The organism is Microbulbifer harenosus, assembly GCF_005771435.1.
In the GTDB taxonomy this organism is placed as follows: domain Bacteria; phylum Pseudomonadota; class Gammaproteobacteria; order Pseudomonadales; family Cellvibrionaceae; genus Microbulbifer; species Microbulbifer harenosus.
Window position 1 is genome coordinate 25,592 of record NZ_VANI01000015.1, and the last position, 15,832, is coordinate 41,423.

The following is a 15,832-nucleotide window of genomic DNA, read 5'->3' on the forward strand; positions in this document are numbered from 1 at the left end:
TAGTGCTGTTGCTTGTCATGCGTCACGGCCACGCCGAGCCGTTCAGTAAGAGTGATGAAACCCGCGCACTCACGGAAGAAGGGCGCAAAGAAGTGGCCGCGGTGTGCGAGCAGCGCGCCTCGGAGCTGGCACAGGTGAAAACAATCTGGGCCAGCCCCTTCGTGCGCACCCGCCAGACGGCGAAGATCGTGGCGGAAACCTTCGAGCGCGAGGTGGAGATTCAGGAGGTATTGACCGGTGATACCCCGCTGGATGAACTGCTGGATGCACTGGCGGACGCGGATGAAGACCTCTTTCCGCTGCTGCTGGTCAGCCATCAGCCGCTGGTGGGCAGCCTCGTCAACGGCTTGTGTGGCACCGGCGATGAGCATCCCATGGGTACCTCGAGTATCGCCTGTCTCAGTGCCGATGTGTGGGCCCGCGATTGTGCCGAGCTCGAATGGTTGCAACATAAGCCATAGTCGGGCGTGAAGTGCGTTGTATTGGCCGTGGAAAAACGGCCATTGAGTCTGGCGCCTGCCGCCATTGAGCCGCGGTTTCCGGGCTGTCAGCATGAAGGGCCGATTTAGCGGAAGCTGCTGTCATGAGCCCATCCCCCCGAGAAATCATCCTGGATATTCAGGGCAACACCATCGCTGCGCGCCAGTGGGGCAATCCCAGCGGCGTGCCAGTCCTGGCGTTACATGGATGGCTGGACAACTGCGCCAGCTTCGATGCCATGGCGCCCCATCTGCTAAGTCACAATCAGAGCCTCAATCTGGTGGCGGTGGATATGGCCGGGCACGGCCAGAGCTATCACCGTCACCGGGATGCCAACTACACCGTATGGACGGAAATTGAGGATGTGCTGGGCATGGCGGATGCCCTCGGTTGGCAGCGCTTTTCCGTACTGGCGCACTCCCGTGGTGCGGTAATCGGTACCATTGCCGCCGCCACTTTTCCCGAGCGTATAAACCGCCTCGCCCTGATTGACGGTCTTGTGCCGCCACCTACCTCAGATTCCGAAGCCCCGGAAACCCTGCGCAAAGGCATTGAGCAGCGCGCGCGCTACCGTGACCGCCGCACCAAGGTATTTGCATCGCTGGATGTGGCCACGGCGGCGCGCAAGAACGGCCTGTTCAAATTGAGCGACAGCGCGGCTCGCGCGCTGGTGGAGCGGGGCGTACGCCCGTGTGAAGGCGGGTATACCTGGAGTAATGACCCGCAACTGCTGGCGAGCTCGCTGGCGAAACTGAATGAGGCGCAGGTGATGGCGTTTCTGTCCCGCGCCACCATGCCCATTCGTCTCGCATTGGGCAAAGAAGGTATTCAGGGCATGATCGAGCGCATCCGTCCCATTGCCGAACGCATACCGAATATAGAAATCCATGAATTTCCCGGTGGGCACCATCTGCACATGGAGGAGAGTGCGGAGACCATTGCCCGGTGGTTTCTGCCGTTTCTTGAAGCGAAAATCTAACCGGACTATCGTCGGCCGAAAAGCCAGGGGGGGGAGGGCGTAACACTCTCGTCTCGTTGGCCGGCCGATTGACGCTGTGTGTTTTTTTCAATATTAAGGCGTGGCGAAATCGTTCAGCCTGGCAATGTTGACCGGCGTAATGGAGGCCCGGGAGCATCCCTTGCGTGGCGCTGCACCTCGATGCACCGGCATTTCGCGGATAGCATCGAACTGGATCGAGACGATCTGGTTTGATTCAGCTCTATAACATCTCCCGGTACGGCGACCCCATGCAAAACCCCATCTACATCGGCAACTGGCTGCTCGACGTTCACGAGGGAACGCTGGTGGACGGCGACGTCGCACGACGGCTGGATCACACGCCGCTGCAGCTGCTGTTGTGCCTGATTCGCCACGCCGGAGAGGATGTCTCCAAGCAGCAGTTGCTCGACGAAGTGTGGCCCCGCAAGGTAGTGACGGAAGATGCGATTTCCGTGGCGATCAGCCAGGTCCGCAGGGCGCTGGGAGACAATGCGCGGCGCCCCGCATATATCAAGACTTTGCCTGGGTATGGCTATCGCCTGATTGCGGCCGTTGCCGAAGCCTCCTCACCACGCCAGCCCCGCACCGGTTGGCACTGGCGTGTGCCGGTGTTGCTGTCGCTGTCGCTGTTGCTGGGCGTCACTCTGGCTGCTTCCTGGTGGCTGATATCCGGCAAGGTGACGTCAACCCCCGTGCCGGTGGAGACTGCTGGAAGCTCGGCGCCGCCGGTGATCGCCGTGCTGCCCATCGGCAATCCGGGCGGAGATGCCGACAGCGCGGCGCTGGCCGAGGGGTTCGCCGAATACCTGGTCGCCGGGTTGGCGCGTCACACCGGTATCCGGGTCATTTCCCACACGTCTTCTATGGTCTACCGCGACACCGGCAAGAAGCTGCCGGAAATCGCCGAGGAACTTCATGCCAGTGCGCTGGTGGAAGGCAGCGTAGTGCGACGTGGGGAGCAGATCGAGTTCTCGCTCAGGCTGATCGATTCGGCCAGCGATCATCTGCGGTGGTCGAAGGTTTTGTTAATGGACAAAGCCGGGCGCAATGCCCTGGCGAACACTGCAGAGGAGGTCGCCACGCAGCTGGCGGCTGCCGTTGCTGGAGAGAAGGCATCGCTACAGGAGGCTGGGAGGGCGCCATACCTGCCGCCGGAAAAGGCCCTGGCGCACTATCAGCTTGGGCGCTACCTGCTGTTGCAGGCGGAGCCCGAGCATGGGCGACGGGCCGTCACTGCCTTCGAGCAGGCCCTGGTCGCGGCGCCGGACTTCGCTCCGGCCTATGTGGGGCTGGCCCAGGCGCGGATACGCAGCCTGGGCGATGATAGCGAAGTGCGGCGTGCTCTGCCGGAGCTGCGGCAGCTGCTGGAAAAGGCTTTGCAACTGAACCCGGTACTTGCTGATGCGCATCTGGAGCTCGCTAACCTGGTGTTCCTCTACGAGTGGGATTTCCCCAGCGCTGAACGTCATTTCAAGAGTGCCCTGGCGAGCAATCCCAGCCACGGTCTGGCCCACTTCCACTACTCGCAGTTCTTGTTGGCCATGGGGCGTTTTGACGAGGCGATGCACGAGGTGCGCGCCTACCGGACTCTGGACCCTTTTTCCTACTCGGTGCCCTCAGTGGCCTGGATCTACAACATGATGGGCGCTTATCCGCAGGCACTGGCCGAACTGGACAAGCGGATGCCGTTGCAGCAACCCTCTCTGGTGCACCTGTGGTCGCGGCAGGCGATTCTGGAGAATATGGGCCGGGAGGAAGAGTCCTTCCGGGCGTATCTGCAGGTGTTGGCAGAAATGGACTACGGCGAGCGGGAACTGGCCGCCGCCGAGCGGGCCTTCGCGGAGAGCGGTCTCCGTGGCTTCTACCGCTGGCTGGCGTTTGAGAAACGGGAGCTGCGCAATATCGGCCAGTATCAGGCACCCCTTTCCCTTGCCCGTTACGCGGTGGCAGCCGGCGAGCAGGAGCGCGCCCTGGAGTGGCTGCAACAGGCGCTGCAGGCCCGGCAGCTGGAGCTGCTGTGGGTTGCGGTCGATCCCAAATACGCACCACTGCGGGGCCGGCCGGAATTCACCGCGCTGCTGCGCCAAATAGGGCTGCCCCAGGGCGGCTCTTACCCCTCGAACCACCCCTGAAACCACCCCGGGTGCCGCGCCCTCCCGTCCCCGCGGCACCTGCAAACACTGCTTCTAACTTATTGATTCCATTGACATTTGGAACTCCTTGGAACGCCTTGGGCCGATTTCAGGACGCCCACGGTACCTATCCCTAGTCTCTGCTCCCGATTGCAACTGAACCCGGTGCCAGCCTTGCCCCAGCGGGCCTGGTCCGGGTTTCCAAACGGGAACGACTGATGCTCAAAAACATTCTGATGGCACTCGCCCTGGCAGCCAGCGGGCTGCTGCAGGCGGAGACCGACAGTGCCCTGGCCTGGCAGTTCGAGGCGCCGGATATGGTGATCGGCAAGCCGGTGCTGGACGGGGACACCATTTACACCTCCGCCGGTAAACACCTCTTCGCGCTGGACAAGTCCGGACACAAACGCTGGCAGTACGATGCGGGTGCGGCAATCGCCGCGGCAGTGGCCCTCGCCGGCGAGCGAATACTGCTGCATGCAGACAACGGTGTGCACGCCCTGGACCGGCACGGCCGCCGGCTGTGGTTCTTTGCCGCGCAAGACGCCGAAGCCACCACCGACGGAACCAGTTGGGGCTGGGGCGAGGGCCGGTTCTCCCGCACCTGGGCCTGGTACCGCTCGGCACCGCTGGTGGTGGGGGAGCGGATTTTTGTCGGCATCGGTGGCGGCGTGCAGGCGCTGTCTCTCAGCGACGGTAAACCGCTGTGGCGCCAGGAAACCGGGGTAGTGCATACGGACCCGGTGCACCACGAGGGAATTGTCATCGTCGGCAGTTGGGACAACCACCTCTACGGACTGGATGCGCAGAGCGGCGACATTGCGTGGCAGTTTGTCGGCAGGCTGCCCCAGGGCGCCATGGCCGGCTGGGACGGCTGGCCGGGCTTCAACCTGACACCGCAGCTGCACGGGGGGCGCGTCTATGTGGGCAGCCGCGGTGCTTATTTTTATTCCATTGATGCCCGCACCGGCGTCGAGCAGTGGAGCAGCAAGTACGCCAACTCCTGGATCGGTTCCCCCGCCACGATCAGCGGCGGCACCGTGTATTTCGGCCTGTCCGACGGCCTCGGTGTGATGGGCCAGGATCTCAACAATGGGCATCTGAAATTCTTTGCCCCCACCAACCACCTTGTATTCGCGCAGCCGGCCATTGCCGGCCGGGAACTGGTTGTCGGCACTCTGGCCGGTGAACTGTTCGCCGTCGACCTCGAGACTGGCGCGCGCCGCGCCCTGTTCCAGTCCACTCGCAGCCGGGCCAATCAGGCGATCTACGTGCGCCCTGAAGGGGGTATTCGCATGGACGAAGAGGCGGAGAAAGACGGCAGTCATGCCGGCAGCGTTGCCTACATGCGGCGCATGCTCTCGGGTCTGGACGCCATCCTCAATCTCACTACCGATGGTTCATACGTTTATGCAGGTACCGCCGGAGGCAAGCTGTACGCGGTTCGCCTGTAACACGACGAAGCCTCCTTCTTCACTCAGCAGATAAAAGCAAAACAACCAAAAAAGCACCATAAGGAGCTCATGCGATGTATGACAATAAAAAAAGACTGTTGCCGGCAGCGATCAGCTGTGCTGTCGCGGTTTCTGTAACGGCCTCTTACGGCGTCCAGGCGCAAGAGGAGAGCTACGATGCGTCACTCGAAGAAATAACGGTCGTCGGCTTCCGCAAAAGTGTGATGGACTCCATCAGCACCAAGCGCGATGCCAAGTCCGTAGTAGAGGTCATCTCTGCTGAGGATATCGGCAAACTGCCGGATTCCTCCATCGCCGAAGCCATCTCGCGCTTGCCGGGCCTGGCCACCCAGCGCCTGGATGGCCGGGCCAGCCGTGTGACTATCCGCGGCTTCGGTGAGAACGAGAGCGCCACTACCTTCAACGGTCGCGAACAGGTATCCATCGGCGACAACCGCGGTGTGGAGTTCGACCTCTATCCCTCCGAGATCATGAGCGGCGTTACCGTGCACAAAACCCCAATGGCCAACATCGAGGCCGAAGGGATCGCCGGTGTGATCGATATGCAGACCGTCAAGCCACTCGAGCGCGGCGAGCGCGTGGTCAAGTTCAACGGCCAGCTGGAGCAGACCGGCTTCGACAAGCTGAATCCCGATGGTGAAGATCAGGGGCACCGCGCCACCATTTCCTATATCGACCAGTTTGCCGACGACACCATCGGTGTGGCCTTCGCTTACAACACCATGAGTTCTCCGAACCAGGAAGAGCGCTGGCACGCCTGGGGCTACCAGAATGTCGATGCCGACGGCCAGTCCTATTCCGTCATGACGGGCGCCAAGCCCCTGGTCCGCTCCTCGGTGCTGGAGCGCGACAGCGCGATGCTGGTAGTGGAATTGCGACCGAATGAAAAGCTGCAGACTACCTTTGATGCCCTGTACGTGGACTTCTCCGATCAGAAAATCCTGCGCGGTTTCGATATTCCCGTTTACATCGCAACCGAGGGAATCGCCAACGAAATCGACCCAGAGAGTGGCTTTATCACTTCTGGAACCTTCGTGGATATGAAACCGCTGGTTCGTAACGAAGACGAACACCGTGAAGCTGAACTGAACTCCTTCGGCTTCAACCTCAAGTACGATGTCAGCGAAGAGCTACAGCTCGAGTTCGATGCCAGTCAGTCCAACGTCAAGCGCGAAATCTGGAGCTTCGAAAGCTATGCCGGCACCGGTCGCGGAGACAGCCAGGGATTGCGCGATACCGTGACCTACAATATGGGCGCCGGAAATTCGGGTGCCATTTTTGAGCATGAGCTCGACTATGGCGATTATGACTTGATCCAATTGGGCGGCCCACTGAGCTGGGGTGGGGCGCTGAACGACAGGTATGACCTTGTCGGTACTGAGTGGGAAAACACCGCGCAAGACGGCTTTATCAATGCGCCGGAAGTCGACGACGAGTTGACCTCGCTGAAACTGGCCGCCTCTCAGCTTATGGATGTCGGAATCGTAAACGAAATCAGCTATGGCGTTTCCTACCGTGAGCGGGAAAAAAACAGACGCACCAAAGGCTACTATGTGACCCTGGATGCGTTCCCGGGCCGGCTGGTCGTTCCGGAAGAATACCGCCTGGGCACTGCCTCCCTGGACTTTATCGGCATGGGAGACGTTATTGCCTATGACGCTGCCGCTCTGCTGGCGGATGGTTACTACGACCTCACCACTGAATCGGATATCAACCTCAACCATGTAACCGACTCCTACTCCGTTAACGAAACGGTTACTGCCGCGTTTGCGCAGGCAGAATTTGAAACAGAGGTTGGCGGTCTGTCGCTGGCCGGTAATGCCGGCCTGCGCTATGTCTATACCGAACAGCGCTCCAAGGGCTTTGCCGGTCAGGTAATCGACGGACGTGTCGTCGCCGAACCCACGGACATCAGCCACGACTACAGCCACCTCCTGCCGAGCCTGAATCTGTCGTTGGCTCTCGATGAGCAGCAGACCGTGCGCTTCGGGGCCGCCAAAACCATTTCCCGTCCGCGCATGGATCAAATGAACGCGTCGCTCAGCGTTGGCTACAGAGATGTACCGGATGCCAATGGTAACTACTGGGGCATCAGTGGAGGCAACCCGTTGCTGGAACCTAAGGAGGCTGTGGGGGTAGACCTTTCCTACGAAAACTACTTCAGTGACGAGGGTTACTTCTCCGTGGCCCTGTTCTGGAAGGACCTGGACCAGTGGGTCTTCAACGGCACCTATGAAGTGGACCTGGTCGGCGTCGCCGATCCTCTCACCGGTATGGTTCCGGAGAATTCCAGGGCTAGCGGCAGTGGTAGCGTAAATGGTGGCGGCGGCACCCTGCAGGGCTATGAGGTTTCCCTGACCCTGCCGTTCAATATCTTCAGCGAGAGCCTGGATGGTTTCGGCCTGCTGGCCAGCCACACCGGTGTCAGCTCCGATATCAAAGATCAGAATGGCAACGACTTTCAGCTGCCGGGACTGTCCGACAGTATCCAAAACCTGACGCTGTACTACGAAAACTACGGTTTTTCGGCACGTACCAGCCTGCGCAAACGCTCCGACTTCAACGGTGAGGTCTACGGTATTGGCTTTGAATCCACCCAGGTCGACGTGCTGGGTGAAACCATCGTCGACGCGCAGATCGGCTATGACTTTGCCGACGCTGGCATCGGTGGTCTGGAGGGTTTGTCCGTATTCCTGCAGGGCGTAAACCTGACCGAGGAACCGTTCACCACACTGAGCGGCGACAATGAACTGCAGGTTCGCGACTACCAGAGCTACGGCCGCACCTATCTGTTGGGCGTCAGTTACGAGTTCTGACGAGCAGCGAGGTAGCGGATGTGCCCCGCTGGATCGGCGGGGCACATCCCTTTCAACAGAAAGGGAAAAACAGCAATGCTTTATTTTCTAAAGATCGCTCTCCTGCTGCCGGCGGTCGGCAGAGGAATAACTACATGATCAGGTTGGACGCCGGCCGCCAGATCCTGTGCCGGGCGGATTTCCCGACGCTGTTGTCGGGATTGACCGCCAGAGAACAGACCGGCCATTGAAAGGATGTAGTTGTGAAGACTCATGCTCCGCTGAGAGCGTTGGCAATGTTCGAGCAGCTGCTCGCCGGCGATTCTTTCAGGTCCATAGGCGCCAAGTACGGCTTGTGCCCCGAACGCGTGCGTCAGATCGTCAACCAGGTGCGCTGGCAACTGGTGCACCGGGAGTGGCCCTGCGGGGAAAACGGAGGTGACGCCTGCTGGAAGATACCAAGTATGCGCAAGCAAAAGCACTACTGGATTGCCAGGGCAAAAGAACTGCGATTGGAATACGCGAACGAGGTGAGGCAAAAGGATGCCTATGAAATACAGGTAGATGCGCCCGTTTTTCGTGAGGGAAAAACCTACTAATAAGCTCTTCTTCGCATGAAAAATATGAGTTCACCGCGCAATGCGAATGGCTGTATTCCAAAATGATAATAAGGACTGATCATGAATTTGAGTAACACCGCAACCATGTTGCGGCTCTCCGTTGCCCTCGTCCTGCTGCTCGGTTGCGGACAATTGGCGACGCAGGCGATGGCGCAGACTGCGGCGAAAGCGCCGTTGGAATTTTCCTGGGACAATGCCAGCGTCTACTTCCTGTTCGTAGACCGTTTTCGCAATGGCGACCCAGGCAACGACCAGAACTACAACCGCAAGACCGACTACGGTTCGGCGCTCAAGAACGCTGCCACATTTCACGGCGGTGACATCGCCGGGGTGATCGAAAAACTTGAGGACGGTTATTTCCAGCGTCTGGGTGTCAGTGCCATTTGGGTCACCGGCGTCTACGAGCAGATGCATGGCTGGGTCGGCGGTGGCAGTCGCAACGATTTTCCTCACTACGGCTACCACGGCTACTACCCCATGGACTTCACCTCCATGGACCGAAACTTCGGCACTGTCGAGGAGTTTCGTCGCTTCGTGGATCTGGCTCACGGGCAGGGCATCCGCGTCATTATGGATGCCGGTCTCAACCACCCCGGCTACAACACCCTGCTAGACGCTGTGCAGTTGGGGTTTGGTGATGTGGGGCTCGACGAGGCCAGCGCCCGCGAACATCGCGAGGGCTTCGATTATCTGGAACTGTTCCAGCTGTCAGAAAAACACCAGCGCGACCGCTGGTGGGGTGACGACTGGACACGCGCGCCGGACGAGGTAGACAAGGACTTGCTGACCGAAAGCATCTACGGCCTGCCGGACTTTCGCACTGAAAGCACGCAACCGGTGGCCATCCCCGACTTCCTGCGCCGCAAGTGGCAGCAAGAGGGTGACGCTACGCCCTGGGTCAACCCAAGCGCTGTGCCCTACCGCCGCGATCAGCCACTGGCGCCAGCCGACTATGTCATCCAGTGGCTCGCCGCCTGGGTGCGGGAGTTTGGCATCGACGGCTTCCGCTGCGATGTGATCGACAATGTAGACGCGCAGCGCTGGCAACAGTTGCATCAGGCCGCGAACGCCGCGTTGAGTCAGTGGCGGCGCGCGCACCCCGAATCGCTCGCGTCACAATGGCGCGACGACTTCTGGATGACGGGCGATGTCTGGGACTCGGATATCCGCTTCTATCCCCAATATGCCGAGTTGGGTTTCGATTCCATCGTCAATTTCACCTTTCCCAAGAGTGGCGACCTGAGCCGTATCGGTGACATCTGGCAGCAGTACGCAGATCAGCTCAACAGCCGTGCCGACTGGTCGACATTGAGCTTTCTGAATAACACCTACAAGCGCGACACCAACCCGGCTGACAGTATCGACCTGGGAACCAGCCTGTTGCTGGCACCCGGCGCGGTACAGATTTTTTACGGCGATGAAGTGGCGCGCAAAGCCGACGACCTGGGCGATATTTCCGATCCCATTCAAAACTACCGTTCCGATTACAACTGGGACAACCAGGACCTGGCAGTGCTGGCGCACTGGCAGAAACTGGGCCAGTTCCGTCGCCGGCACCTGGCGGTAGGTGCCGGCGCGCAGGTCCGTATTGCGGAACAGACCTTCGCGCGGGTGCACGCGGCCAGTGGCGACAAGGTGATCATCAAGCTTAGCGACCGGGCGCGCGACAGGGTCGCCGTCGGCGACACCTTCGCCGACGGCACGCGCCTGCGCAATGCTTACACAGGAGAAGTGCAGCCAGTGCGCGATGGTTACGCCAAATTCCGTGTATTGAACCGCGTGCTGCTGCTGGAAGCGCTCCCGAGTAACACTCTGGGAATCGAAGAAAATACATTGAACATCGGACATGTTCTGGAAAAAGAGAATCAATAGATGCACTGTGAAATGACGAAAATTTGGCTGCTTGCGCTTTTGTTTGCGATTGTTAATGTGCCCAGAGTTTACGCCGAGGATGCACTGACATATCTCAACCGCAATGGAGTGGACCCGGAAAGTTACATCATCCAGAAATTTGATCGCAGCGATGTTGTCCTGCTGGCGGAAGATCACGCGGTGCAGAACAATCTGCTGTTCGTGCAAGGGCTGATTCCCAAGCTCTATGATGCCGGCGTTCGCAATCTCGGCATGGAGTTTGGGGCCTGGGAGGATCAGGAAACGCTCGATGCTCTGCTCTCTGCGCCGGCCTACGACCCGCAGGCGGCCCGTGATTTGATGTACTCATACAATGTCGCCTGGCCTTATCGGGAATATCAGGATATGTACCGGGCCGCGTGGGCATTCAACAGAGGGCTACCGGAAGGCGCAGAACCATTCAGGATCCTGAATCTCAGTTACCGGTATGACTGGCGCCACTTCGGTGTTGGTGACGCGAGAACCCCGGAGAATATGAATGCAGTCTTCGCGAAGGGGACGCCCGATATGTATAGGGCGGAGGTAATTGAAAGAGAAGTGCTTGAAAAGAACCAGAAAATACTCGTTCTTACCGGCACCGTTCACGCGTTCAGCAGATTCGAGATGCCGGTGTTTAACTCCTGGAGTGACCATTTTTGTGATGTCGTAACGTGGACACTCGGCAATCGTTTGTTTCAAAAGTATCCGGATAGGGTGCTTTCTATCGCACTTCACCAGCCATTTCCCGCCAGGGCAAATAGCGGCAGGCGCCTGGTATCTCCAGCCAATGGAAAAATCGAACGGCTGATGCACGCGTTGGGAGGTGGCCCAATGGGCTTCGACCTGGACTCTCCGGTGGGTGCACTGACCGATAGCAGCAGTTATTCGATATGTGATGCGGGGTTTACCCTCAGGAAGCTGTTCGACGGCTATATCTATCTTGCGCCGCTTGCTGATCTTGAGGGGGCAACCGTAGACCCGGAATTCTTCACCGGACGAGATTGGAAGGATATCCGGCAACAGCTTCCCGATCCCGACTTCCGCGGGGAAACCGGATCACTCGATGCACTGAAAAAACATATCCACGATTATGTGAATCTGAAATGGAGATATGCTGACGTGTTGTCGGAGCACTGAACCGATAGCGCCAGCTTCAGAGACGAATTAAGCGCGCGGGATGCTGCTTTGGCGCGAGGGAGCCACGATTGATCACGGCGATCGGGTTCAGAACGGTACCCGCTTCGAGTAGCTCGCTTTCTGCATGTCCCGCACTTCCACGGAAATTTCCGGCACTTCCGGTGCGGATTTGCACAGGCTGTTGAAAATGGCCGCGCTCAGCGCCTCTTTCTGCTCGGTGGTGCGGCCTTCCAGTATTCGCACTTCTGCATGGATAAACGAATTTCCACCACCTTCATCATTGCCGAGCGCGAAATCCCGATAGGGTACGGCGCGCGTTTTTATCGCGCTGGCGTTGAAGAGCCCGGTGTCGCTCATGGCCCGCTGGCCATTTCTCACCAGGGTTGCGATGGAAATGGCCTCTTCCAGTTGCTGGGAGTATTCGATTACCAGATGGGGCATCGCCGTGCTCTCCTCGCTGCGGTTATCGGATCAGGGACAAAAACTCGGTTCTGGTGGCCTGCTGGCTGCGGAAGGAGCCGAGCATGGCGGAGGTCTTCATCACCGAGTTCTGTTTTTCCACCCCGCGCATCATCATGCACATGTGCTTCGCTTCAATGATCACACCAACACCGGCAGCGCCGGTGACACGCTGGATGGTTTCGGCAATTTCTACCGTTAGCTGTTCCTGGATCTGCAAGCGGCGGGCAAACATGTCTACAATGCGCGCCACCTTTGACAGGCCCAGCACCTTGCCGTCGGGAATGTAGGCGACATGCGCCTTGCCGATAAATGGCAGCAGGTGGTGCTCGCACAGGGAATAGAGTTCGATATCCTTGACCAGCACCATTTCGCTGCAGTCAGACGGGAAGAGCGCGTCATTGACGATTTCTTCCACCGTTTGCTGGTAGCCGCGGGTGAGGTACTGCATGGCCTTGGCGGCGCGCAGGGGGGTATCTTTCAGCCCCGGGCGCTCCGGGTTTTCGCCAATGGCTTCAATGATGTGTGCGTAGTGTTCTTTCATCAGTATGCTTCCAACGTCTCGCCCACAGAGGTGCCGCGCCGTGTGGCTGCGGAGGGCCGATGTTCAGGGGCTCCAGAGGGTGCGCTACCCTAAGCCTTTGTGCTGCGGTAGTAAAGCGGCAAAAAACCAGGTGCCGGTAATTAAGGAATTTCGCCAATGATAGAGAAACGTGAGTCCACTTTGCAGGATTTGCACACAGTGCTGGACTACATCCGCTGGGGCACCAGCCGTTTTAATGAATCAAACCTTTGGTTCGGTCATGGAACCGACAATGCCTGGGACGAAGCTGTCTTGCTGGTCACTCACGCGCTGTACCTGCCGGTAGACAGCAAGCCGGACATTCTCGCCGCGCGCCTGACCATGGATGAGCGCAACCGGGTGATGGATATGCTGGAAAAACGCATCAACCAGCGCCTGCCGGCCCCCTATATCACCAATGAGGCATGGTTCTGTGACATGCCGTTTTATGTGGATGAGCGGGTGCTGGTGCCGCGTTCCCCCATCGGCGAGCTGATCCGCCAGCGCTTTGAGCCGTGGCTTGTCGAGGAGCCGCTGGCGATTCTGGATCTGTGCTGTGGCAGCGGCTGTATCGGTATCGCCTGTGCAGAGACTTTTCCGGATGCGCGGGTGGATGTCAGCGATATTTCCGCGGATGCCATTGAGGTGGCGCAAATCAATATCAACCGTCACGATCTGAACGAGCAGGTGCGGGCGGTGCAGTCAGACCTGTTTGCCGGGCTCGCGGGCTGCAGCTACGACCTGATTGTCAGCAACCCACCCTATGTGGATGCGCGGGATCTGGCGGAGATGCCTGCGGAATATCACGCCGAACCGGGGCTGGCACTGGGGTCCGGTGACGATGGCCTCGATTTCACCCGCCGCCTGCTGTTGGAAGCGCCGGATTATCTGCAGCCCGAGGGAATTCTGATTTGCGAGGTGGGAAACAGCTGGCTGGCGCTGGAGGAAGCGTATCCGCAGGTGCCGTTTGTGTGGCCCGAACTCGAGGATGGCGGTCATGGGGTCTTTATGCTGACCCGTGAAGACCTGCTGGCCTGTCGTCCGTTTTTTGAAAAGGGTGCCGGTTGATCGTTCAACCGGACTGCCGCGCCCGGAATCCTGCGAGCCTGCTGCGGCATATTCCTCTATAATGCGCGGCTTTCATCGACAAATATCGCTGAAAGAAATCGAATAATTCACTGGGGTAGGGAATTCCGGATATGTCGGGCAACACATTTGGCAAGCTGTTCTGTGTCACCACTTTTGGCGAGAGCCACGGCCCGGCGCTGGGCTGCATCGTCGACGGTTGCCCGCCCGGGCTGGAAATCTCCGCGGAGGAAATCCAGCTGGAGCTGGACCGCCGCAAGCCGGGTACTTCCCGCTACACCACCCAGCGTCGCGAGGCGGATGAAGTCAAAATCCTTTCCGGTGTGTTTGAGGGCAAGACCACCGGTACGCCCATCGGTCTGCTGATCGAGAACACCGACCAGCGCTCCAAGGATTACGCGAATATCGCCGAGCAGATCCGCCCGGCCCATGCCGATTACACCTACTGGGCCAAGTACGGCCTGCGGGATTATCGCGGCGGTGGCCGCTCGTCGGCGCGCGAGACGGCCATGCGCGTTGCGGCCGGCGCTATTGCCAAAAAGTGGCTGAAGCAGCAGTTCGGGATCGAGGTTCGCGGCTATCTGTCGCAGCTCGGTCCGATCAAGGTGGAGACGCTCGACTGGTCCCAGGTCGATCAGAACCCCTTCTTCTGCCCGGATGAAAGCAAGGTGCCGGAGATGGAGGCGTATATGCAGGCCCTGATCAAGGAGGGCAACTCCATCGGTGCGCGTATCTCCGTACACGCCAGTGGTGTCCCCGCTGGTCTCGGCGAGCCGATTTTCGACCGCCTGGATGCGGATCTTGCCCATGCGCTGATGAGCATTAACGCGGTAAAAGGCGTGGAGATCGGTGCGGGCTTCGCGTCGGTGGAGCAGAAGGGCACCGAACACCGGGATGAGATTACCGCAGATGGCTTCCAGTCCAACAATGCCGGTGGAATTTTGGGTGGTATCTCCAGCGGCCAGGAGATCATTGCGCATATCGCGCTGAAGCCCACGTCCAGCCTGCGTATTCCCGGTAAAAGCCTGGATATCAACGGCAACCCGATTGAAGTGGTCACCACCGGCCGCCACGATCCCTGTGTCGGCATCCGCGCAACGCCGATTGCCGAGGCGATGATGGCGATCGTGCTGATGGATCATGTGCTGCGCCAGCGGGGGCAGAATGGGGATGTGGAATTTGGTCTGAAGATTCCGGCGGGTGAGCCAGCCTGATTTCCGGCCAGGCCGGTAGATACAAAAAAGGCGGAGCGTTTGCGCGCTCCGCCTTTTTTATTGACTGCCGCCTGAGAATCAGAGGTGCAGGTTCAGGCCCAGGTAGGGGCCCTTGATTTCCAGATCGCTCTGCAATGCATCCAGTTCTTTCACATCCAGGGTCATGGAGCGGTAACCGGCCTCAATGGCAAAGTCCAGCGCGGGTACGAAGTCCCAGCGGATTTTGGCGGTGAGGTCGGTGTGACGGTCACCTTTGTAGCTGGTGCCATTGCCCTGAGCGATGATGGACCAGCCGGTGAAGGGCAGATCGAAGCGGGCTACGCCGTAGACCATGGGCAGAACGCCGGAGAGTTCGATGGTTTCAGATTGCGTATCGCCGCAGGGGGTTGAGGGAACAGTGGGAATGCATACGATCCCGCCCTGACCGGTCGCGTTAAATTCACCATCATACATGCGGGCGGTTAAGCCCAAATCCAAATTCACCCAGTTGTCGAGAATCTCATAGTACAGGGTGGCGTCGGTGTGAGTCAGGCTCATGTTCGCACTCACGGTGGAATACGCTCGGAACGTCTCATCGTCGAAGGTAACTTCGTCAGTGATCTCTGTAGAGCCATTGGTTTCAATCTTGCTGTGTGCCAACAGGATGTTCGGGATCAGCGGGATCGGGTGTTCCAGTGCAGCCTGAATAAAGGTGACGTTATCTTCGGCGAGGGCAAACTCGTCCACATTGAAATTGTCGACACCGATCTTGCCGCTGTAGGCGGGTTTCCACGCGCCCAGAGTCGCATCAAAACCGAGAATGGTGTCGGCGCTGGCACCGGCGGAGGCCAGGGCGGCGCAGAAGGCCAGGGTTATTTTTTTCATTGGAGTCTCTCCCATTGGATTTTGCGACGCATTCTACCGGGTTTACATGAAGTTTCCCTGACCAGTTGGCGATTTTGAGATTTTTTTACTCTGCATCTGACTGGTCCTTACACCTCGG

Annotated in this window: 13 protein-coding genes; 10 read left to right on the forward strand and 3 right to left on the reverse strand. The window is 59.1% G+C overall.

Annotated elements, in window-relative coordinates; translation table 11 throughout:
- Positions 1–2 precede the first annotated feature (2 nt).
- From sixA to FDY93_RS14145, 8 genes are all read left to right on the forward strand, one after another.
- Positions 3–461 (forward strand): phosphohistidine phosphatase SixA, encoded by a 459-nt coding sequence (sixA, locus tag FDY93_RS14110; protein WP_138236401.1) that lies wholly within the window; start codon positions 3–5, stop codon positions 459–461.
- 122 nt (positions 462–583) lie between these two features.
- A complete protein-coding gene (locus FDY93_RS14115) occupies positions 584–1,459 on the forward strand; it encodes an alpha/beta fold hydrolase (RefSeq protein ID WP_138236402.1) in 876 nt (291 codons plus the stop codon).
- 269 nt (positions 1,460–1,728) lie between these two features.
- On the forward strand, positions 1,729–3,612 hold the full coding sequence (locus FDY93_RS14120; protein WP_138236403.1) for a winged helix-turn-helix domain-containing protein: 1,884 nt from the start codon (positions 1,729–1,731) through the stop codon (positions 3,610–3,612).
- A gap of 218 nt (positions 3,613–3,830) precedes the next feature.
- Positions 3,831–5,066, forward strand: coding sequence for a PQQ-binding-like beta-propeller repeat protein (locus FDY93_RS14125; protein ID WP_138236404.1), 1,236 nt, complete (start codon positions 3,831–3,833; stop codon positions 5,064–5,066).
- Between the two features lie 74 nt (positions 5,067–5,140).
- Positions 5,141–7,903 (forward strand): TonB-dependent receptor, encoded by a 2,763-nt coding sequence (locus FDY93_RS14130; protein ID WP_138236405.1) that lies wholly within the window; start codon positions 5,141–5,143, stop codon positions 7,901–7,903.
- Positions 7,904–8,145: 242 nt separating this feature from the next.
- Entirely contained in the window at positions 8,146–8,481 is a 336-nt protein-coding gene (locus tag FDY93_RS14135; RefSeq protein ID WP_138236406.1) for a hypothetical protein, read from the forward strand.
- A gap of 81 nt (positions 8,482–8,562) precedes the next feature.
- Positions 8,563–10,374 (forward strand): alpha-amylase family glycosyl hydrolase, encoded by a 1,812-nt coding sequence (locus FDY93_RS14140; RefSeq protein WP_138236407.1) that lies wholly within the window; start codon positions 8,563–8,565, stop codon positions 10,372–10,374.
- The gene (locus tag FDY93_RS14145) at positions 10,375–11,529 is read left to right on the forward strand and encodes a hypothetical protein (protein WP_220446205.1); all 1,155 of its coding nucleotides are present in this window, start codon (positions 10,375–10,377) and stop codon (positions 11,527–11,529) included.
- Positions 11,530–11,616: 87 nt separating this feature from the next.
- Here the strand turns inward: FDY93_RS14145 and FDY93_RS14150 are convergent, their stop codons facing one another.
- Together FDY93_RS14150 and folE are read right to left on the reverse strand one after the other, a co-directional pair.
- Positions 11,617–11,970, reverse strand: coding sequence for a 5-carboxymethyl-2-hydroxymuconate Delta-isomerase (locus tag FDY93_RS14150; RefSeq protein WP_138236409.1), 354 nt, complete (start codon positions 11,968–11,970; stop codon positions 11,617–11,619).
- 22 nt (positions 11,971–11,992) lie between these two features.
- On the reverse strand, positions 11,993–12,532 hold the full coding sequence (gene folE / locus FDY93_RS14155; RefSeq protein WP_138236410.1) for a GTP cyclohydrolase I FolE: 540 nt from the start codon (positions 12,530–12,532) through the stop codon (positions 11,993–11,995).
- 156 nt (positions 12,533–12,688) lie between these two features.
- Here folE and prmB point away from each other — a divergent pair, with 156 nt between their 5' ends.
- Positions 12,689–13,618: a 50S ribosomal protein L3 N(5)-glutamine methyltransferase gene (gene prmB, locus FDY93_RS14160; protein WP_138236411.1), complete on the forward strand. Its 930-nt coding sequence runs from the start codon at positions 12,689–12,691 to the stop codon at positions 13,616–13,618.
- 131 nt (positions 13,619–13,749) lie between these two features.
- The gene (aroC, locus tag FDY93_RS14165; protein ID WP_138236412.1) at positions 13,750–14,850 is read left to right on the forward strand and encodes a chorismate synthase; all 1,101 of its coding nucleotides are present in this window, start codon (positions 13,750–13,752) and stop codon (positions 14,848–14,850) included.
- 78 nt (positions 14,851–14,928) lie between these two features.
- Here the strand turns inward: aroC and FDY93_RS14170 are convergent, their stop codons facing one another.
- The gene (locus tag FDY93_RS14170; RefSeq protein WP_138236413.1) at positions 14,929–15,714 is read right to left on the reverse strand and encodes a TIGR04219 family outer membrane beta-barrel protein; all 786 of its coding nucleotides are present in this window, start codon (positions 15,712–15,714) and stop codon (positions 14,929–14,931) included.
- Between the last annotated feature and the right edge of the window lie 118 nt (positions 15,715–15,832).